Here is a 19,634-nt window from a genome sequence, read left to right on the forward strand (position 1 = left end):
CGGGTATCTAAGGCATTTACGGTCTGGGTTTTGGGAACTTTAGGGTTTTTCGAAAATATTTTTAAAAATTTTTCGGCTGCCACGAATGTTGTCAGTCATACATGTTCAATCCCTCCGGCGTGGTCCAGAATGCCCCCGCCATTCCCCGGTTTGCGCAGTCTGGCCCCGTTTTTTGCAGTCTGTCGCAATTCGCGCGCAGCGCATGCCCGGCTTTCATAGAGTGCATGCTGGGTTCTTGCGCCATGGAGCGCAACAGCCGCGCCAATAAAAACAGATTCGAGAGAGAGACTTTTATGAGAGACATGCCAGTCGCGCGTAGCGTCGCCGCGGCAGCGTTCGCGCTGACCGCCGCCACGGCGCAGGCCGAGGCGCCGTTTTCCTTCGCAGCCACGCCGGGCAAGCTGCCGAAGGACGTGATTCCGCTGCAGTACGCGGCCCACATCATGCCCGACGTCGCCGGCAATACCTTCCGCGGCACCCAGACGGTGGAGATCGAAGTCCTGAGCCCGACCTCGACCATCATGCTGAATGCCGACAACCTGCAGATCGACGAGGCCAGCCTGGGCGGCAAGGGCATCGGCAAGCTGAAACTCGAGCCCATCCTCGACAAGGAGCAGCAGACGCTGCGTTTCAAGCTGCCACAACCGCTGGCGCCCGGTAAATACGAACTGGCGCTGGCTTTCCGCGGCCAGATCAACCGCGAGGGACGCGGCCTGTTCTACGTGAACTACAAGGCCGGCAGCCAGGAAAAGAAACTGATCGCCACCACCATGGCGCCGACCGACGCGCGCCGCATGCTCCCGACCTGGGACGAGCCGGCCTTCCGCGCCCGCTTCAGGCTGACGGTGGACGTCCCTGGCAACTTCAAGGCCTATTCCACTACCCCGATCGAGAAACGCGAAGAGCTCGTCGGCGGCATGCAGCGCATCAGCTTCGGCAATACGCCGAAGATGCCGAGCTACCTGGTGGTGCTGGTGGCGGGCGAACTGGAGCGCCTCGCCAGCAAGCAGGACGGCATCGACATCGGCATCGTCACCACCGAAGGCAAGCTGGGCTCGGCCACCTTCCCGCTGGCCGCCACCCGCGACCTGCTGCGCTACTACAATAATTACTTCGGCATCCCGTACCCGCTGCCGAAACTCGACCAGATCGCCATTCCCGGCGGCTTCAACGGCGCGATGGAAAACTGGGGCGCGGTGGTCTACAACGAGCCGACCCTGCTCTACGACCCGAAGAAGAGCCCGGAAAAGGTCAAGAAGTTCACCTTCAACATCAACGCGCACGAAGTGGCGCACCAGTGGTTCGGCAACCTCGTCACCATGGCCTGGTGGGACAACCTCTGGCTCAACGAAGGCTTTGCTTCGTGGATGGCGGCCAAGGCCACTCACCACTTCCATCCCGAATGGCGGCCCTACCTGGAAGCCATGGCCGAGCGCGAATACGTGATGAACCTGGACGCGCGCAAGACCACCCACCCGATCCAGACCCGCATCGATACCGAAGAGCAGGCCGCCGCCGCGTTTGACGCGATCACCTACATGAAGGGCCAGGCCTTCCTGCGCATGCTGGAAGCCTATCTGGGCGAAGAACCCTTCCGCAAGGGCATGCGCGCCTACATGGCGAAGCACCAGTACTCCAATACCACTTCCGCCGACCTGTGGGCGGCGCTGGAAAAAGCGTCCGGCAAGCCGGTCGAGAAGCTCGCTTCGGACTGGACCCTGCAGCCGGGCTTCCCCTTGATCAAGGTCGAGCAGGCCTGCGAAGAGGGCAAGCGCAAGGTCACGCTGTCGCAGGAACAGTACCGTCTCGACGAGCCGCCGAAGCAGCAGCGCCTGTGGAACGTGCCGCTGCAGGTCGGCACCGTCAACGGCAAGGCCTGGTACACGCTGCTGTCCGGCCCCAGCACCACGATCACCCAGGCCGGCTGCGAGGGCGCGCTGGTGGTCGATCCGTACAGCGTCGGCTACTTCCGCGTCCAGTATGACCCGGCCAGCTTCCGCGCCCTGGCCGAGCAGGCGCCGCGCCTGCCGGACAGCACCCGCCTGAAGCTGCTCACCGATACCTGGAGCTTCGCTTCAAACGGACGCATGGGGCTGGACGGCTACCTGAAACTGGTCCGCAGCTACGGCGATGAGCCGCGCATGGCGGTCTGGGATTCGATCCTGTCGAACCTGCGCACCCTGGACTCGCTGGCGCGCGGCGAGCCTGAGCAGGCCCTGATCCGCCGCTTCCTGCTGGAGTTCATGCGCCCGAAAATGGACAAGCTGGGCTGGGACGAAAAGCCGGGTGAAACGGCCGAGGACAGCCAGCTGCGCGGCACGCTGGCCACCGCCCTGGCACGCGCGGGCGACCCGCGCGCGATCGAGGAGGGCAAGGCCCGCTTCGCGCGCTATTTGCAGGACCCATCCTCGGTGCCGCCGTCAATGATCGACTTCGTCACCGGCACCGCCGGCCGCTACGCCGACGCCGCCACCTACGAGGCCCTGGCCGCACGCGCCGCCAACGCCCCGACCAGCGAGGAGCGCAACCGCTTCGGCCGCGCGCTGACGGGCGTGCAGGACCCGGCGCTGGCGGCGCGCACCCTGGGCCTGCTGCTGTCGCCGCAAACCCCGCCCGACCTGACTCCCTACATCCTGGGCGGCGTCGCCAATGAGCACCTCGACCAGACCTGGAACTTCGCAGTCGCCAACCGCGAAGCGCTGCTGAACAACATGGAAGCGCTTGGGCGCAACAGCATGTTCGCCGGTATCGTCGCCTCGTCCGCCAACCCGGCGCATGCCGAGATGATGGAAGCCTATATGCGCAAGAACTTCGGCCCCGATGGCGTTGTCGAAGCCGAGCGCGTCGGCAATGGCGTGCGCATCCGCGCCGACCAGAAGGCCCGCCTGCTGCCGCAGGTGCGGGCAGCCCTGCAATAAAACAAAACCGATTCACGAGACACACCACAGAGAAGGGAATCTATGAAAACCAGCTGGACTCCGATCAAGACCGCCGTCACCCTGGCGCTGTGCGGCGCCGCGTTCGCCTTTGCCCCGCTGCACGCGGCCGAACAAGCCGCCGCCGGCACTGCCCAGACCAAGCCGGCCGCCGCCACCATGCTGCCGGGCGACGACTTCTATGCCTGGGCCAATGGCGAGTGGATGGCCAAGACCGAGATCCCGGCCGACCGCGGCGCCTGGGGTTCGATGTATGCGCTGGCCGAGGAGACCAATGCCCGCATCGTCAAGCTGATCGAGGAAGCCGGCAGCAGCAAGTCCGCCAATGCCGAGGCGCGCAAGGTGGCCGACTTCTACAAGGCTTACATGAACGAAGCGGCGATCGAGTCCGCCGGCCTGAACGCGCTCAAGCCGCGCCTGGCGAAGATCGAAGCAATCAAGGACCGCGCGGCCCTGTCGCGCGTGCTGGGCGAGTTCCTGCGCGCCGACGTCGACCCGCTCAATGCCACCAACTTCAACACCCCGAACCTGTTCGGTGTGTGGATCAACCAGGGCCTGACCGAGCCGTCGCGCAACGTGCCCTACATCCTCCAGGGCGGCATCGGCCTGCCTGACCGCGCCTACTACCTCGACAACAGCCCGAAGATGGCCGAGCTGCGCACCAAGTACCAGCAGTACATCGGCGCGATGCTCAAACTGGCCGGCTACGACAACGCCGAAGCGCGCGCGGCCAAGATCTTCGCCCTCGAGTCGGAACTGGCCCAGAGCCACGCCAGCCGCGAGGAATCCGCCGACATCCAGAAGGCCAACAACCCGTGGACCATGAAGGACTTCACGGCCAAGGCGCCCGGCATGGACTGGAACGCCTTCATGCAGGGTGCGCGCCTGTCCGGCCAGGACCGCTTCATTGCCTACCACCCGGGCGCCATCAAGGGCGCGGCCCAGCAGGTGGCAAGCACCGACCTCGCTACCTGGAAGGACTACCTGGCCTTCCACAGCATGAACCAGTTCGCCAGCACCCTGCCCAAGGCCTACGGCGACCTGCGCTTCGAGTTCTACGGCAAGGGCCTGACCGGCTCGCCGCAGCAGTCGGCGCGCTGGAAGCGTGCGCTGTCGGCCACCAATACCGCGATGGATGAAGCAGTGGGCAAGATGTACGTCGCGAAGTACTTCCCGGCGCAGGACAAGGCGCGCATCCTCAAAATGGTCGGCGACATCAAGACCGCTTTCGAACGCCGCATCGACAAGCTCGAATGGATGGCGCCGTCGACCCGCGCCCAGGCCAAGGAAAAGGTCCGCACCATGTACGTGGGCGTGGGCTATCCGGATGAGTGGAAGTCGTATGGCGCCCTGCAGGTCTCGCCGCTTGATGCGCTCGGCAACGTGCTGCGTGCGCAAGAGTTCAATTACACCCAGCAGCTCGCCAAGCTCAAGCAGAAGCCGAAGAAGACCGACTGGGCCATGCCGCCGCAGCTGGTCAACGCCGTCAACCTGCCGCTGCAGAACGCGCTGAACTTCCCGGCCGCGATCCTGCAGCCGCCGTTCTACGATCCGAAGGCCTCGGACGCGCACAACTATGGCGCGATCGGCTCGGTGATCGGGCACGAGATCAGCCACAGCTTCGACGACATGGGCGCCCAGTTCGACGCCCAGGGCCGCCTGCGCGACTGGTGGACCAAGGAAGACCTGGCGCACTTCAAGACCGCGTCGCAGAAGCTGGTGGAGCAGTACAACGCCTACAAGCCCTTCGATGACCTGGCTGTCAACGGCCAGCTGACGCTGAGCGAGAATCTGTCCGACCTGGCCGGCCTGGCCGCGGCCTACGACGCCTTCAAGTCCTCGCCGAACGGCAAGGGCACCGGCGTGGAGGCGGACCGCCAGTTCTACACCGGCTTCGCACAGAGCTGGCGCACCAAGATGCGCGAAGCCTCGATGCGCCGCGCCGTCCTGACCGACGGCCACGCCCCGGGCCAGTACCGCACCTACACCGTGCGCAATTTGGACTCCTGGTACAAGGCCTTCGATGTGCAGCCGGGGCAGAAGCTGTATCTGGCGCCGGAGCAGCGGGTTCGCGTTTGGTAATGGGGGCAACGGGCTAGGAGCCGCCAGACAAACCCGATCCTGCCCGTCCCCTTGAGACCGTCATCCCGGCGCAGGCCGGGATCCAATTTCCCATGCTCCGTCGAACAGCACGCTTTAGCTGCGATGCACGCAAACTTGGGCCCCGGCCTCCGCCGGGGCGACGTGCTCACGCAGCGGACTAACGGTGCCGCACACACTGCACCAATTCCGCCGATAATGCCGTCATGACCCCCGACGATATTTCCCGCCGCACGCTCGCGCACTACGAGCAAACCGCCGACGCCTTCTTCGCCGGCACCATCGACCATGACGTCTGCCAGAACATCGACGCCCTGCTCGGCGCCATCGAAGCACCCACCCCGCACACCATCCTCGACCTCGGCTGCGGCCCCGGCCGCGACCTGAAGAATTTTACGCAGCTCGGCCACAAGGCCATCGGCCTGGATGGCAGCAGCCGCTTCGTCGACATGGCGCGTGCCTACAGCGGCTGCGAGGTCTGGCACCAGGACTTCCTGCACCTTCAACTCCCGCCCGAGACCTTCGACGGCGTCTTCGCCAATGCGTCGCTGTTCCACATCCCAAGCGCCGAACTGCCCGGCGTGCTGGACAAGCTTTTCAACACCCTGAAACCCGGCGGCGTCCTGTTCAGTTCCAACCCGCGCGGCGACAACCGCGAAGGCTGGAATGGCCCGCGCTACGGCAGCTACCACGATTACGACGCCTGGGAACGCTACCTGACCACGGCAGGTTTTACCCCGGTGCATCATTACTACCGCCCAGCCGGCCTGCCGCGCGAGCAGCAGCCCTGGCTCGCCAGCGTCTGGCGCAAGCCCGTGTGTTAATCAGCGAACAGAGTTGCAGCTCTATCAGGCCTATGGTGGGACCTCGTTCCACGAACAGACGAGGTGACTGAAATGAACGACGATCAAATCAAGGGCAAGGCCAAGGACATCGGCGGCAAGATCCAGGAGAAGGTGGGCGAAGCTGTCGGCAACCGCCAGGCCCAGCGCGAAGGCGTGTCGAACCAGGCTGAAGGCAAGGTGCAGGAAAAGGTCGGCGACGTGAAGGACATCTTCAAGGGCAACAACTAATTGCTCTCGCCACAGCAAAAAGCCGCGCAGTGCGCGGCTTTTTTATTGCTAGGCGGCTAGCCCGAACTGGATGTGTGCGCGGGTCTGTCCCCGAGGACATCCTCGATGTAGAGCATCTTGACCAGCACCGACAGCCCGGCCGCCAGCGGCGTGGCGAGGGCCACCCCGGCAAAGCCGAACAGCGTGCCGAAGATTAGCTGCATCACGATCACCAGCGCCGGCGGCATGTCCACCGCCTTGGCCTCGATCAGCGGCTGCAGCAGGTAGCCCTCGACCAGCTGGATGCCGACGAACAGCAGCACGGTGTACAGCGCCAGGTCGGGGCTGATCGACAGCGCCAGCAGTACCGCAGGGATGCCTGCCATGATCGGACCCAGGTAGGGGATGAAGTCGAGCAGGCCGGCAATAATGCCGAGGATCAGCGCGAGCGGCACGCCGAGCAGGCTCAGGCCGATCGACGTGGCGACACCGACGATCAGCATCGATGCCCCCTTGCCGAGCAGCCAGCTGGCCAGGGTGTTGCCCAATTCCTGCTGCACTTCACGCGCGCGGCTGCGGCGTGGTTTCGGAATCAGGCGGATCACGCCGGTCGTGTAGGTGTGGGGACTGGCGGCAAAATAAATCCCGACGAACAGGATGATGACCACGTTGCCAAGCGCGCCGATCACGCCGCCAAAGAAGAGTCCAGCATTCGGCACCATATTGCCCATCTGCTTGACGACCTGCTCAGGCGGCGGCAGTTCCGCCACGATGCGTTTCATCAGCGGATGCTGCTCGACGCTCGTCTTCAGACGCTCGACGGCAGCCGGCACTTCCTTGGCAAGCTTGGTGGATTGTTCGGAGATCTGCGGCGCCATGGCCCAGCTGCCGAGCCCGATGATGGCGAGCAGCGCGACCACGACAATGGTGAGCGCCAGCTTGCGGTTCATGTGCAGGCGCCGCGCCATGATCTCGCTCAGCTTGTAGAGCAGAATGGCGCACAGGATGCAGGCGAAGATCAGCAGCAGTGCATCGGCAGCCAGTACCACGGCGGCGGCGAGGGCGATAAAGAGGATGGCGATCCCGCTGATCATCGTGACCCGCTTGGCGACGCGGCGTTGCGAGGGCGGCGAGTCGGCGGCGTGTTCTTGAGCTTGTTCTTTCATGGCATCACCTTTGTGCGCTATTGTCGAGTTGACAAAATGTTAGCACTGTCGACGTCTTGACGTCGCGCAAATGCTGACATTTGTGCAATGTGCGGGCACGAACAGAAGAGCTCCGCCGACAGTCGTATTCTGTACCCATGCATGGCCATCCGGACATGTACTTCTAAGGAGAAGACCATGATTAACGAAAATCAAGTTAAAGGTAAACTGAAAGAAATCGGTGGCAAGATCCAAGAAGAATTCGGTGACGCGATCGACAGCCCGACCCAGGAAGCCAAAGGCAAGGCGACCAAAGTCGAAGGCAAGACCCAGAAGACGCTGGGCGATGCGCAGGAAAAAGTGGAAGAAAAGCTGGACGACGCCGCGCGCCGCTCGCACTGATTCGCTTTTTACGCTTCGAGAACAGCCGCCTGAGGGCGGCTGTTGTTGTTTACGGGCTGCGGTGCGAACTTAGATCCCGGCCTGCGCCGGGAGTCATGGGCGCCAGTGGCGCGCATGACGTTTTTAAAGCTGGTGGTACTGTCCGCTACGTTTCAATTCATCGTTAGCAGTAGCACGTCGTCCCGGCGGAGGCCGGGACCCAATTCCGTAGAGCAGCTACTACCAAAAGCAAACAGCCGCCCAAAGGCGGCTGTTTCCACTAAGCAGACAGTAAGCTTACTTCGCCGCCGTTCCAACCAAGTTCTTCTTGAAGAAGGCCTCGATCAGCCCATACACGTGACGCTGGTTGACCTTGCCCGAGATGCCGTGCTTGGCGCCCGGATAGGTCATCAGGTCGAACTGCACGTTGCGCTTCACCAGCTCGTCGATCAGGCGCGTGGTGTTGGTGAACAGCACGTTGTCGTCGGCCATGCCGTGGATCAGCAGCAGCGGCGACTTCAGGCCGTCCAGGTGCGCGAACACGCCGCTGCGCTTGTAGGCTTCCGGATCGGACTTCGGGGTGCCGCCCACGAACTGCTCGGTGTAGTGGGTGTCGTACAGGGCCCAGTCGGTCACCGGGGCCACCGACACGCCCATGGCGATCTTGTCCGAGGCTGCCGACAGCAGGCGCAGGGTCATGAAGCCGCCGTAGCTCCAGCCAAACACGCCAATGCGCTTCGGATCGACGAAGCTCTGCTGGGCCAGCCAGTCGATGCCGGTAACCTGGTCTTCCACTTCGACCTTGCCCAGGTTGTTGTAGAGGGCGTCGGTGAAGACGCGCTCGCGGCGGCTCGAGCCGCGGTTATCCAGGCGGAACACCACGAAGCCCTGCTGGGCCATGTACTGGTCAAAGTAGTTGCCCCAGGTGCGGGTCACGCGCTGCGAATGCGGGCCGCCGTAGGTGAACAGGAACACCGGGTAGCGCTTGCTCGCGTCGAAGTTGGCCGGCTTGATGATCGAATAATGCAGGGTCTGGCCATCCTTGGCCTTCATCGTGCCGAATTCGGTCGGCAGGTGGTCCGGCATGTACTTGGCGTACGGGTGGTTCGCGTTCAGCTCGTTCTTCTCGAGCCATTCCACCATGCTGCCGTCGGCGCGGCGGATCGACACTTGCGGCGGGGTCTTCGGGTTCGAGTAGGTGTCCACGAAGATCTTGCCATTGCGTGCGAACACGGCGTCGTGCCAGCCGTCGCCGGCGGTGACGCGCAGCGGCGCGCCGGCATTGCTGCCGTCGAGCTTGACCGCATAGGTCTGCTTGTCGATCACGGCATCCTTGTTCGACGAGACATAGACCTTGCCGTCGATCTCGTCGATCGCCAGGATGTTGTCCACGCCCCATTCACCCTTGGTCAGCGGGTGCATCAGCTTGCCGTCCAGGCTGTACAGATACAGGTGGTTGCGGCCGCTGCGCTCGGAGGCCCAGATGAAGGCTTTCTTGCTGCGCAGGAAGCGCAGGTCGTTGTGGATGCTGACCCAGGTCTTCGAGGTCTCGGTGAGCAGCGGGCGCTGGGCCAGCGTGTTCACGTCCACGGCCACCAGGTCGAGGCGCTTCTGGTCGCGGGTCTGGCGCTGGTAGACCAGGGTCTTGGCGTCGTCGCTGAAGTCGGCGCGCACCAGGTAGATGTCCTTCTCGGCGCCCAGGTCGACCTTGCGCTGCTGGCCGGTGGCCGGGTTGACGATCATCAGTTCGATCAGCACGTTCGGATCGCCCGCGGCCGGGTAGTGCTGGTCGATCACTTCGGTACGGTCGGCGAAGATCTCGAAGCGGCGCACGACCGGGACGGGTTTTTCATCATAGCGGCGGTAGGCGATCGCGGAATCGTCCGGCGCCCAGTAGTAGCCGGTGTGCTGATCCATCTCTTCCTGCGCGACGAATTCCGCCTCGCCGTTGTGGATGGTGCCCTTGCCATCGGTCGTCAGCTGGCGCTCGACGCCGGTCTGCAGGTCGATCACGACCAGATTCTGGTTACGCACGAAGGAAACGTAGCGGCCCTTCGGCGAAATCTTCGGGTCGATCACGTTGCCCGAGGCGACCTTGCGCGGCGCATCCGGCTTGGCGGCATCGACCAGGTAGAGGTCGCCACCGATCGGCACCAGCAGCTGCTTGCCGTCCGGCGACCAGAAATAGTTCAGGATGCCCGACAGGCCGGCGGTACGGGCGCGCTCGCGGCGCGCTTTTTCTTCCAGCGACAGTTCCTCGTTCGGCACCAGGCGCTTGGAATCGACCAGGCGCTGGGTGCTCTTGGTCTTCATGTTGTATTCCCACAGGTCCAGCTGGTACTGGTTGTCGGCACGGCCGCGCAGGAAGGTGACGCGCTCGCCGTCGGGCGACACGCGCAGGTTCTTGACGCTGGCGCCGGCCAGGGCTGGGTCGCCGTAGATACGGTCCAGCGTCAGGCGTTCGGCCGAAGCGGGAGCGGCCGCAAGGGCGGCCAGAAGAAGCAGGGTAGGGCGCATGAAATGTCTCTGGTATAAGTTAATTTGCTACAACTGCGGAACGATACCAGAGTCAGCACCCGAACGCTGTAATTACGTATGCATTTCCTTAGCCGGCGCTGCGATGCCGGCTGCACCTTCCCGAATGCGCTGGCGCGCCAGCTTCTCGAAGGACCAGGTCAGCAGCACCGCCGCCACCGTCAGGGCGATCACCAGGCCGATCCAGAAGCCGGTGGTCGACATCGGCGCGTCGGGCCGCCACGGGAACCAGTCGGGCGCCAGCCCCAGGATACAGCCGAGCGGCAGCGAGATGCCCCAGAAGGCGACCAGCTGGATGATCATCGGCGCACGCGTCACCTGGTAGCCGCGGATGGCCGAGGCGGTCGCCACCTGGGTGGCGTCGGACAGCTGGAACAGCGCCGCGAGCAGCAGCAGGTTGGCGCAGGCCGCCTGCACCGCCGGGTCGGAGGTGTACATGGCGGCGATCTGCCAGCGGAACAGGGCGATGAAGATCGCCGACAGCGCGCCGAAAGCGACCGAGGTGCCGACGCCCACCCAACCCACGAAGCGGGCGCGCACCGGGTTGCCTTCGCCCATGGCCTGCCCGACGCGGGTCATCATGCCGATCGAGAAGCTGAGCGGCACCATGAACACCAGCGAGGCGAAATTCAGCGCCACCTGGTGCGAAGAGACTGCCACCACGCCGAAGCGCGCCACCAGCAGGCCGATCAGGCCGAAGGCGCTGACCTCGGCAAAATAAGTGACGCCGATCGGCAGGCCGAGACGCAGCATCGAACCGATTTCTTTCCAATCCGGGCCTTCCCAGCCGGTGAAGGGATAGGTCATGCGGTAGGCCGGCGCATACTTGATCCAGACGATCATGGCGCCCAGCATCAGCCACATGCCCACCGCGGTCGACACCGCGCAGCCGACCGCACCCAGCTGCTGAAAGCCCCAGTTACCGTAGACCAGCAGCCAGTTCGAGATCACATTGAAGACCAGGCCGAAGATCGCGATCCACATGATCGGCTTGGTCTGGTTGATGCTGGTGGTGTAGCCGTACAGGGCGCGGTAGCAGGCAAAGGCCGGCATGCCGAGGCTGATCACGTGCAGGAACAGCGAGGCGCGGTCGGCCACGTGCTGCTCCAGCCCGACATGGTCGAACAGCAGGGTGCACAGGTTGGCGAACAGGCAGGCCACCAGGCCCACGATCAGGCCCTTCCACAGCGATTGCCGCACCGAATGCGGAATCTGGTCGTAGCGGGCGGCGCCGATCTCGTGCGCGACCACGGTATTGATCGCCATCATGGTGCCCATGACGGTGACCAGCACGATCGACCACACCGAGGTGCCGAGCGAGACGGCCGCCAGCTCTTCGGCGCTGACGTGGCCGGTCATCGCCACGTCGGCCACGCCCATGCCGACGGTCGCCAGCTGGCCCACCAGCATCGGCCAGGACAGGCGCCACAAGGTGGCGACCTCGGCGCGGACGGGTGAGGCGGAAGGGGAAGCGGCGGCGGTGGTCATGTTGTTTTGGTGGCGATGCTGTCAAGCCCTTCATTTTACTGACTTGGCAACAAGTTCGCGTCACGCCTTCGTACCCATGCATGCCGGATAGCTCCTGCTCATCAGTTCTTGATTGGCCACAAGGTCCTGCGCGCAAAACTGCACGACCTTTAATTCTTCGGAGAGGAGTGCGCCATGGAAGAACTGTTGCCGTACTACGAGCGTGAACTGGTCTACCTGAACACGGTCGGGCGCGAATTGGCGCACCAGTATCCGCGTCTGGCGAGCGAACTGGGCCTTGGCGCCGAAGGATTGGAAGACCCGCACATCCGGCGTCTGATCCAGGCCTGCGCGCTGCTCAACGCGCGCACGGCGCGCAAGCTCGACGACGACTATCCGGAATTCACCGAAGCCCTGCTGGGCAGCTTGTATCCCTACTTCCTGCAGGGCATCCCATCGTGTTCGATCGCCCGCATCGGCGGCGCGCCGGGGCCGCAAGCGAGCGGCCGGCCGGAACGGGTGGAGACGATCCCGCGCGGCACCGAGATGAGCGCGCTGCACCACAAGGGCACGGCTTGCCGCTTCCGCACCACCAGTCCCTTGACCCTGGCCCCGGTCGGCGTGGCCAAGGCGCGCTACGAACCGGTGGTGCATGCGCCGGCCCACGTGCGGCTACCGGCGCGCGCCACCGGGCAGGTAGCCATCACCATCGACAGCGCGGCGCCGGCGCGCCTGCTGCGCCAGCTCGGTATGCCGCGCCTGCGCCTGTATGTGGAAGCCGATCCGCTGCTGGCGGCAGCCCTGATCGACACCCTGTTCATGCATGTGGGAGCCAGCTACCTGGAGATCGGCGACGGCGGGCCGTGGCGCCAGCTCGAACGCATGCCCTTGTCGCTGGGCGGCTTTGGCGACGACGATGCGCTGGTGCCGCTGCGCCCGAGCGAACATGCGGCCTACCGGCTGCTGAGCGAATACTTTGCTTTCCCAGACAAGTTCCACTTCATCGACATCGACCTGGGCAAGCTGGCGCCCATGCTGCCGGCCGCGGCGCACCGCTTCACGCTGCACCTGATCGTGGGTGGCCTGCACGGCGACAGCGGCGCCGCGCGCCTGCTCGGCACCCTGCAGGCGTCGCACCTGCTCGCCGGCTGCGCGCCAGTGGTCAACCTGTTCCACCAGGCTGCGATGCCGGTCCGGATCACCCACCGCACCGCGATGTACGATGTGCTGCCGGGACGACACGAAGAAGACGTGGAGGTCTACAGCATCGATAGCGTGAATGTGCTGCGCACGGCGGAGGGCAGGGTGCAGTCGATCGCCTACCGGCCCTATTACGGCCTGCGTCACGGCGAAGGGGCGGAGCTGCGCGAGCGCTACTGGTTCGCCCGCCGCGACGACCGCGGCGTGCAGCGTCAGCGCACCAAGATCGGCTTCACCGATGCCGGCTTTTCGCTGGCCGCCGACGAGCAGTGCGTGGCCTCGATCGACCTGACCTGCACCAACGGCGCGCACGCCACCAGTACCGGCTTCGGCGCGCCCGGCGGCGACATGACTAGCGAGACCGCTGCTGGCGGCCTGCCGATCCACCTGCTGCGCCGTCCCACGCTGCCGCACCGCTTCCCTTCGTCCGGCGGCGCCCACTGGCGCCTGGTGGCCCAGCTGGCGCTGAACCACCGCTCGCTGGGCGATCTCGACGCCTTCCGCGAAGTGCTGACCCTGTACGACGTGTCGCGCTCGGCGGCGACCCAGCGCCAGATCGCCGGCATCACGGCGATGGAAACCCTGTCGTCCACGGCCTGGATGCGCACCCGCATCGGCGCCACGATGGTGCATGGCCTTGATGTGCGCATGACGGTCGACGAAGACGCCTTCGCCGGCAGCAGCGTCTACGTGTTCGCGGAAGTGGTGAACCGCTTCTTCGGCCTGTACGTGCACATCAACAGTTTCACGCGGCTGGTGGTGCGCTCGGCGCAGACCGACAGGGAGCTCCTGCGATGCGAGCCACGCAACGGCAACCTGACGCTGGTGTGATCGACCAGCTCCTGGCCGAGCCCTGGCGCTACGAACTGTTCCAGGCGGTGCGCCTGCTGTCGCGCTGGCTGCGCCGCTATGGCCTGTCGCCGGACACCGCGATCCGCTTCGAGAACAGCCTGTCGCTGGCCTTCCCGACCAGCGACATCGAAGCGCTACGCCTCGACGGCGACCCGGCCGACGATGGCGCCATGCGGCTGCGGATACGCACGGCGGTCATGGGCCTGCTGGGCGCGCACGGCGCGCTGCCCCTGCATTACACCGAGCGCATCGCATCTTGGGAACACGCGGCCCATGATGACGGCCCTCGCGCCTTTTACGATGCTTTTTCCTGCCGCCAGGTGGCGCTGTTCTACCGCGCCTGGCGCAAGTACCGCGTGCGCGGCGGCCCGGATGAGCATAACCGCGACCGCTTCCTGGCCATGCTGGCGGCGCTTGGCGGCGTCGCGGGCCAGGGCCAGCTGGATGCCGGCCTGCCTTTCGAGAGCCTCGCCTATTTCGCCGCACAGCTGCGCAGCCGGGTGGTGCCGGCGGAGCTGATCGCGGGTGTGCTGCGCGACTACCTGCAAGTGCCGGTCACGGTCGAGCAGTTCGCGGGACGCTGGGACCCGCTCACCACGTCCGACCGCAGCCGGCTGGGCGAGAACAACTGCGACGTCGGCTTCGGTGCCACCCTGGGCGAGCGGCTGCTGCGTCCGGAGCTCGGCATCCGCATCCGCGTCGGGCCGCTGTCCTCTAGCATGTTCGAACAGTTCCTGCCCGGCGCCGCCGGGGCGCGGGCGCTGGCGGCCTTGCTGGGGCGCTTCGCGATCGAAGTCCCGTACCGCGAGCTGCAGGTGGTCTTGCGTGGCGACGAGGTTGATGGCGCCAGCCTCGATGGCACGGTCCGGCTCGGGCTGGACGGCTTCCTGTCCACGCAGCCGGACAAGCGCGACCGCGAAGACGTCTGCTACTTGCTGGCTTAGTTCCTCTACCCGCGGGCATCATCCGCGCGACGCCTGCCGAAGCCGCGACCTACAATCGACCCGACGACTGAATGAACCAGACAGGAGGGCATATGGAAAATATTGTGAATGCAGGCGACCACTTGGACCTGGTGAGCGAGAAGGACCTGGTGGGCCGGCGCGTGGCGGTCCTGATGACCGATGGCGTCGAACAGGTCGAATACACGGGGCCGCGGACTTTCCTCGAAGGGAAGGGCGTGCGGGTGACCCTGATTTCGCCGAAGGCTGCGGGCGAGGACGTGCAGGGCATGAATCATGACCAGCCGGGGGACAAGTTCAAGGTAGAGCTAAGCCTGTCGCAGGCTCAGGTCAACGATTACGATGCGCTGCTGCTGCCGGGTGGTGAAGAGAATCCGAAGAAACTACGCCAGATTCCGGAGGCGATTGCCTTCATCAAGGCGTTTGACGATGCCGACAAGCCAATCGCGGCGATCTGCCATGGACCATGGCCGCTGATCGAGGCGGGGATTGCGGAGTCGAAGCACCTGACCAGTTATCCGGCGATCCAGGATGACCTGAAGGCGGCGGGCGCGGAGTGGACGGATGATGAGGTGGTGGTGGACGGCAAGCTCGTCACGAGCCGCAAGCCGGAGGATATTCCGGCGTTCAACGATGCGCTGATGAAGGAGTTGATGGTGATTCAGCAGGCGGGGACGGATCCGGGGCCCACTTCCTGATAATGAAGTAAAGAGAGCAGAGGAGGCAGAATTGCCTCCTCAAGCTAGTTCGACAGGCCAAATTTAATCACTGCAATTATCGTTTAGTTCGAAACCAATAAGCTTCTTTGCAAGTTGCTCCTGCAGAGTGAGCTCCCCTATGCGACGGCGCGGATTGCCACACATCCAGCAGCTACATATAGTCGCTGTATGGCCGAGCCTACCGATATGCCTAGCTTGTTCGTACGGCGCCAACTGTCGGATATACCCACCACCGAAAGCTGAGCGCTTTTTCTTAAGGCGTTTTAAATGATGCCGGCGCACGGCGCGCGAAAGATTGATTCGCATGACAATTCTCCACTTGGGGCGGAGGCCACCACGGCCTCTGCGTCAGGGTGAAGTGGATGTTGCAAGCGGCATTCGAGATTTTCATCATCTTGATTCAGGCGTAAGTGTGTTGTAGTGACGGTCAGTGCGTCATTCACATCGATTGCTTGCTTGATCATAGCGGCACTTATAGGGCAGCTCTGTGACAACGGTTACAAGCACGCGCAAATAAAAAAGCCGCTGACGAATCAGCGGCTTTTTGGAAGAGGTTGGTGGAGGCGGCGGGAATTGAACCCGCGTCCGCAAGCACTCTACAGACAGTTCTACATACTTAGCACTATCAATTAATTTAACCTGGACAACGGGGATGTGCACCCTTTGGACAGGCGAGTCACCTATTATTTAACAGTCGACCAAGTAACCCGGCCTACTGCGAGCCCCTGTAAATGAGTCCACGAACCTTGCGGTACACCCCAGGGGCGAGGTGGTGTGGACCTAGCAGCAATTAAGCTGCGAGTGCGTACGAGTTATCGTTTGCAGTTATTGATTTCTGGATGTATTTACGAGGTAACCAGTCCTCGGTATGCCCTGCGCTGCTTTGCAACCCACGTCGAAACCAGGTCGCCCCCAACGAGAGAACCCCCATTGTACTCCAATCTGTCGGTACGTGCAGTCTCCCTGCTTAGAACCAGCTTAAGCTCAAACAGGTCTAAAAGATATGCTCCAAGCATGACGAAACTGCAATATGATTTCCTGGCTACGCCGTCTGCATCACGTCTTTTTGACAAGGAATGGGAATGGTTTGTATCGTCTGCGGTAACACTCAAACGGCCGGGCTCGCATCGTGGCATGCGACCTGTCCGGCATGTCACTACGAGAGCGCGGCGCTGTCCGTCGCCATCAACAAGCACACCGGCCCTGAGGTCAACGAAGCCGAGCGCGAAGCCGGCCTGAAGGCCCTGCGGCTCGAGAATTTCCGCGCCATCGTCCAGTACGCCAAGCGGCATGTCCGGCCCGGGGCGCGCAGCCTGCTCGATGTCGGCAGCGCCCATGGCTGGTTCCTGGAAACGGCGCGCGAGGATTTCGATGTGCTCGGCGTCGAGCCGGATGCCGTGGTCGGTTCGCGCGCCGCCGCGCGTGGCCTGCCGGTGCGGGCCGGCTTCTTCCCCGACGTGCTGAAAGATGGCGAGCGCTTCGATGTGATCGTCTTCAACGACGTCATCGAACATATCCCGGACATCCGCAGCGCCCTCGACGCCTGCCAGCAGCGCCTGAATCCCGATGGCATCCTGATCCTCAACCTGCCGAACAGCCGCGGCTTCTTCTACCGCCTGTCGAAAGTCATCGCCCGCCTGGGCTGGCGCACGCCTTTCGAGCGGCTGTGGCAGAAAGACCTGCCGTCGCCGCACGTGCATTATTTCAGCAGCGACAACCTGGCCCGGCTGGTGGCAGGGCGGGGCTTCGAGATGGTCGACAGCGCCGAGTTGCCGGCCCTGCGCGCCAAGGGGCTGCGCGAGCGGCTGAGCTGTGCGGGCAACGTGCCGCTGTTGTCGCTGTGGGCGCAGTACATCGCGATCATGTGCGCGATTCCCGTGCTGCGGATTTTCCCGAGCGACATCATCGTCTGCATCTTCCGAAAAAAAACCGCAGGTTGACAGCGCCTGCGGTTTTTTCGGGAAGGAGGAAGGCTTAGCGGTTGCGGTTGGCGATCTCGTTGCCGATCATGCCGCCGCCGATGATGCCGGCCACGGTGGCCAGCTTCTTGCCGTTGCCGCCGCCGATCTGGTTGCCGATCAGGCCGCCGATGACGGCGCCGGTGCCGATGCCGACGTAGTTCGGCTGGGCCTGCGCCGGGGCAGGTGCGTGCTGCGGGTAGTAGCGCGGCTCGCTCGCCTTTGCGTGCACCACGCGGGTCTTTTCAACCACCTTGACCACCGGCTTCTCGCGGATCACTTCCTTGATCACGACCGGCGCCGGCTGCGGCGCGGGCTGGGCGTAGGCGATCGGCTGGGCGGCAGCCACCGGCATCATCTGCGGTGCGGAGCCGGCGGCGAGCTGAGTCGCCAGCTGCGGCGTCACCGGGGTGGCCGACAGCGGAGCAGCGACCGGAACCTGGCCCTGCAGGGCAGCGGCCGGCACCATCACGACCTGGCCTTGCGCATTCGTCATCGGGACCATGCCCGGCTGTTGCGTTGCGTACGGCGAGGCGGCTGCCAGCGGCATGGCCGGGACGTCGGAGGAGCTCTTCGAGCTCGGCAGCAGGCCGGTGATCGCGGCGGCGCCGGTGAGGCTGACGATGACAACCGACGCAGCGGCTGCGGCCATCAGGGGATGAATGCGGTTAAAGCGTGCGGTGGTTTCCATGTTCTAGCTCCGTATGAGACGTTGTGTTGTCGTATGGGAGTAGATTACCGGCGAGCCTTTTCCAGAACTAGCCCTGAGGCTGTATCAGTCGTAATGAGATGTAAGCGGAGGGGAGAGGCAGGCCGCAGGTTGCGGCCCGCTCGAGGGAGGAGATTCAGGCAGCGGACGCGGTTGCGCGGGCGGCTTCAACCACCTGGCGCAGGGTCTGCAGCAGGTCGGTCGGGGTGTCGAGCAGGTACTCGGCGCCCCAAGTCGACGGTTCGATGGCGCCGCAGTAGCCCCAGTTGCAGGCGACCGTCACCATGCCGGCGGCGTGGCCGGCCTCGATGTCGCGCTTGTCGTCGCCGACGTACCAGCACTGTTCCGGCGCCACGCCGAGGCGGCGTGCGCCTTCTAGCAGCGGGGCAGGGTGGGGTTTCGGGAAACCCGTGGTGTCGCCCGAAATGACGCAGCCGGCGTGCGACAGGCCGATCTGCGGGATCAGCGGATCGGTAAAGCGCGCTGGCTTGTTGGTGACGATGCCCCAGGCCATGCCGGCCTGCTCGATCCCGTGCAGCAGTTCCGTGATGCCGCCGAACAGCGAGCTGTGCACCGCCATGGTTTCTTGGTAACGGTCGAACCACTGCATGCGCAGCTCTTCGTAACCCTCGTCGCCCGGTCCCAGGCCGAAGGCCGCGCCGATCATGCCGCGTGCGCCGGCGGATGCGGTCGGGCGCAGCACCGAATACGGGGTCGGCGGCAGGCCGCGCTCGGTACGCAGCCAGTTGACGGCGGCCGCGAGGTCGGGCGCGGTGTCGGCCAGCGTGCCATCGAGGTCGAACAGAACGGCACGCGGTGCCGGCAGGACAGTCGGAAGAGTCATGGGAAAGGTAAGTTAAAGCGGCTTGCTGCACGCCACCATGTAGTTCACATCGGTGTCGTTGTTGAGCGAGTAAATCTTGGTCAGCGGATTGTAAGTCAGGCCTTTCAGGCCGTCGACCTGCAATCCAGCGAGACGCGCAAATTGCGACAGTTCGGCCGGCGTGATGAATTTGCCATAGTCATGGGTCCCGCGCGGCAGCATGCGCAGGATGTATTCGGCACCGATGACGGCGAACAGGTAGGACTTCGGATTACGGTTGAGCGTCGAGAAGAACACGTGGCCGCCCGGCTTCACCAGGTCGGCCGCGGCCTGCACGATCGAGGCCGGATCCGGCACGTGCTCGAGCATCTCCATGCAGGTGACCACGTCGAACTGGCCCGGTTCCGCAGCCGCCATTTCTTCAGCTGCGATGTGCTTGTAGCGCACTTCCACGCCGGATTCCAGGCTGTGCAGGTCCGCCACCTTCAGCGCCTTCTTCGATAGGTCGATGCCGGTCACCTTGGCGCCCTTGCGCGCCATGGCTTCGGACAGCACGCCGCCGCCGCAGCCGATGTCGATCACGTTCTTGCCCAGCAGCGGGGCGCGGGCGTTGATCCACTCGAGGCGTAGTGGGTTGATTTCGTGCAGGGGGCGGAATTCGGACGTCGGGTCCCACCAGCGGTGGGCCAGCTCGCTGAATTTCTGGATCTCTAATGGGTCTGCATTCGTATTCATACTCGGGATCATACTGGAAATGGTGAAGCTCACGGCATGCCGCACGGAAAATATGCAAGC

15 protein-coding genes and 1 other RNA gene are annotated in these 19,634 nt (G+C 64.1%); 9 read left to right on the forward strand and 7 right to left on the reverse strand.

Annotated elements, in window-relative coordinates; translation table 11 throughout:
• Positions 1-302 precede the first annotated feature (302 nt).
• The 4 genes from LK539_RS08330 (at position 303) to LK539_RS08345 (ending at position 6,109) form a co-directional block, all read left to right on the forward strand.
• Positions 303-2,918 (forward strand): M1 family metallopeptidase, encoded by a 2,616-nt coding sequence (locus LK539_RS08330; protein WP_227800434.1) that lies wholly within the window; start codon positions 303-305, stop codon positions 2,916-2,918.
• Between the two features lie 42 nt (positions 2,919-2,960).
• Positions 2,961-5,018, forward strand: a complete 2,058-nt coding sequence (locus LK539_RS08335) for a M13 family metallopeptidase (protein WP_227800435.1) — start codon at positions 2,961-2,963, stop codon at positions 5,016-5,018.
• A gap of 224 nt (positions 5,019-5,242) precedes the next feature.
• Positions 5,243-5,860, forward strand: coding sequence for a class I SAM-dependent methyltransferase (locus tag LK539_RS08340; RefSeq protein ID WP_227800436.1), 618 nt, complete (start codon positions 5,243-5,245; stop codon positions 5,858-5,860).
• Between the two features lie 72 nt (positions 5,861-5,932).
• Entirely contained in the window at positions 5,933-6,109 is a 177-nt protein-coding gene (locus LK539_RS08345; protein WP_227800437.1) for a CsbD family protein, read from the forward strand.
• A gap of 56 nt (positions 6,110-6,165) precedes the next feature.
• On the opposite strand, the gene LK539_RS08350 is transcribed toward LK539_RS08345, so the two are convergent.
• Positions 6,166-7,254 carry an AI-2E family transporter gene (locus tag LK539_RS08350; RefSeq protein WP_227800438.1) on the reverse strand — a complete coding sequence of 363 codons (1,089 nt, stop codon included), beginning with the start codon at positions 7,252-7,254 and terminating at the stop codon, positions 6,166-6,168.
• Between the two features lie 177 nt (positions 7,255-7,431).
• Between LK539_RS08350 and LK539_RS08355 the strand changes: the two genes are divergently transcribed.
• A complete protein-coding gene (locus tag LK539_RS08355; protein ID WP_229520612.1) occupies positions 7,432-7,635 on the forward strand; it encodes a CsbD family protein in 204 nt (67 codons plus the stop codon).
• 276 nt (positions 7,636-7,911) lie between these two features.
• On the opposite strand, the gene LK539_RS08360 is transcribed toward LK539_RS08355, so the two are convergent.
• Together LK539_RS08360 and LK539_RS08365 are read right to left on the reverse strand one after the other, a co-directional pair.
• Positions 7,912-10,131, reverse strand: a complete 2,220-nt coding sequence (locus tag LK539_RS08360; protein ID WP_227800439.1) for a S9 family peptidase — start codon at positions 10,129-10,131, stop codon at positions 7,912-7,914.
• Between the two features lie 72 nt (positions 10,132-10,203).
• Complete coding sequence (locus tag LK539_RS08365) at positions 10,204-11,637, reverse strand: MATE family efflux transporter (protein WP_227800440.1); 1,434 nt, start codon at positions 11,635-11,637, stop codon at positions 10,204-10,206.
• Positions 11,638-11,811: 174 nt separating this feature from the next.
• Here LK539_RS08365 and tssF point away from each other — a divergent pair, with 174 nt between their 5' ends.
• From tssF to LK539_RS08380, 3 genes are all read left to right on the forward strand, one after another.
• Complete coding sequence (tssF, locus tag LK539_RS08370; RefSeq protein WP_227800441.1) at positions 11,812-13,647, forward strand: type VI secretion system baseplate subunit TssF; 1,836 nt, start codon at positions 11,812-11,814, stop codon at positions 13,645-13,647.
• Positions 13,644-14,612, forward strand: a complete 969-nt coding sequence (gene tssG, locus LK539_RS08375) for a type VI secretion system baseplate subunit TssG (protein ID WP_227800442.1) — start codon at positions 13,644-13,646, stop codon at positions 14,610-14,612. The genes tssF and tssG overlap by 4 nt, the downstream gene beginning before the upstream one ends.
• Positions 14,613-14,704: 92 nt before the next feature.
• Entirely contained in the window at positions 14,705-15,328 is a 624-nt protein-coding gene (locus tag LK539_RS08380; protein WP_227800443.1) for a type 1 glutamine amidotransferase domain-containing protein, read from the forward strand.
• Between the two features lie 576 nt (positions 15,329-15,904).
• Here LK539_RS08380 and ssrA read toward each other — a convergent pair.
• Positions 15,905-16,263, reverse strand: a transfer-messenger RNA (tmRNA) gene (ssrA, locus tag LK539_RS08385).
• A 168-nt stretch (positions 16,264-16,431) separates the two neighbouring features.
• Between ssrA and LK539_RS08390 the strand changes: the two genes are divergently transcribed.
• Positions 16,432-17,289 carry a bifunctional 2-polyprenyl-6-hydroxyphenol methylase/3-demethylubiquinol 3-O-methyltransferase UbiG gene (locus LK539_RS08390; RefSeq protein ID WP_227800444.1) on the forward strand — a complete coding sequence of 286 codons (858 nt, stop codon included), beginning with the start codon at positions 16,432-16,434 and terminating at the stop codon, positions 17,287-17,289.
• A 34-nt stretch (positions 17,290-17,323) separates the two neighbouring features.
• Here the strand turns inward: LK539_RS08390 and LK539_RS08395 are convergent, their stop codons facing one another.
• From LK539_RS08395 to ubiG, 3 genes are all read right to left on the reverse strand, one after another.
• Positions 17,324-17,998 carry a glycine zipper 2TM domain-containing protein gene (locus LK539_RS08395; protein ID WP_227800579.1) on the reverse strand — a complete coding sequence of 225 codons (675 nt, stop codon included), beginning with the start codon at positions 17,996-17,998 and terminating at the stop codon, positions 17,324-17,326.
• Between the two features lie 154 nt (positions 17,999-18,152).
• A complete protein-coding gene (locus LK539_RS08400) occupies positions 18,153-18,860 on the reverse strand; it encodes an HAD family hydrolase (RefSeq protein ID WP_227800445.1) in 708 nt (235 codons plus the stop codon).
• Between the two features lie 12 nt (positions 18,861-18,872).
• Positions 18,873-19,574, reverse strand: coding sequence for a bifunctional 2-polyprenyl-6-hydroxyphenol methylase/3-demethylubiquinol 3-O-methyltransferase UbiG (ubiG, locus tag LK539_RS08405; RefSeq protein ID WP_227800446.1), 702 nt, complete (start codon positions 19,572-19,574; stop codon positions 18,873-18,875).
• Positions 19,575-19,634: the final 60 nt, after the last annotated feature.

This window comes from Massilia sp. IC2-476 (genome assembly GCF_020707295.1).
In the GTDB taxonomy this organism is placed as follows: Bacteria; Pseudomonadota; Gammaproteobacteria; order Burkholderiales; family Burkholderiaceae_D; genus Telluria.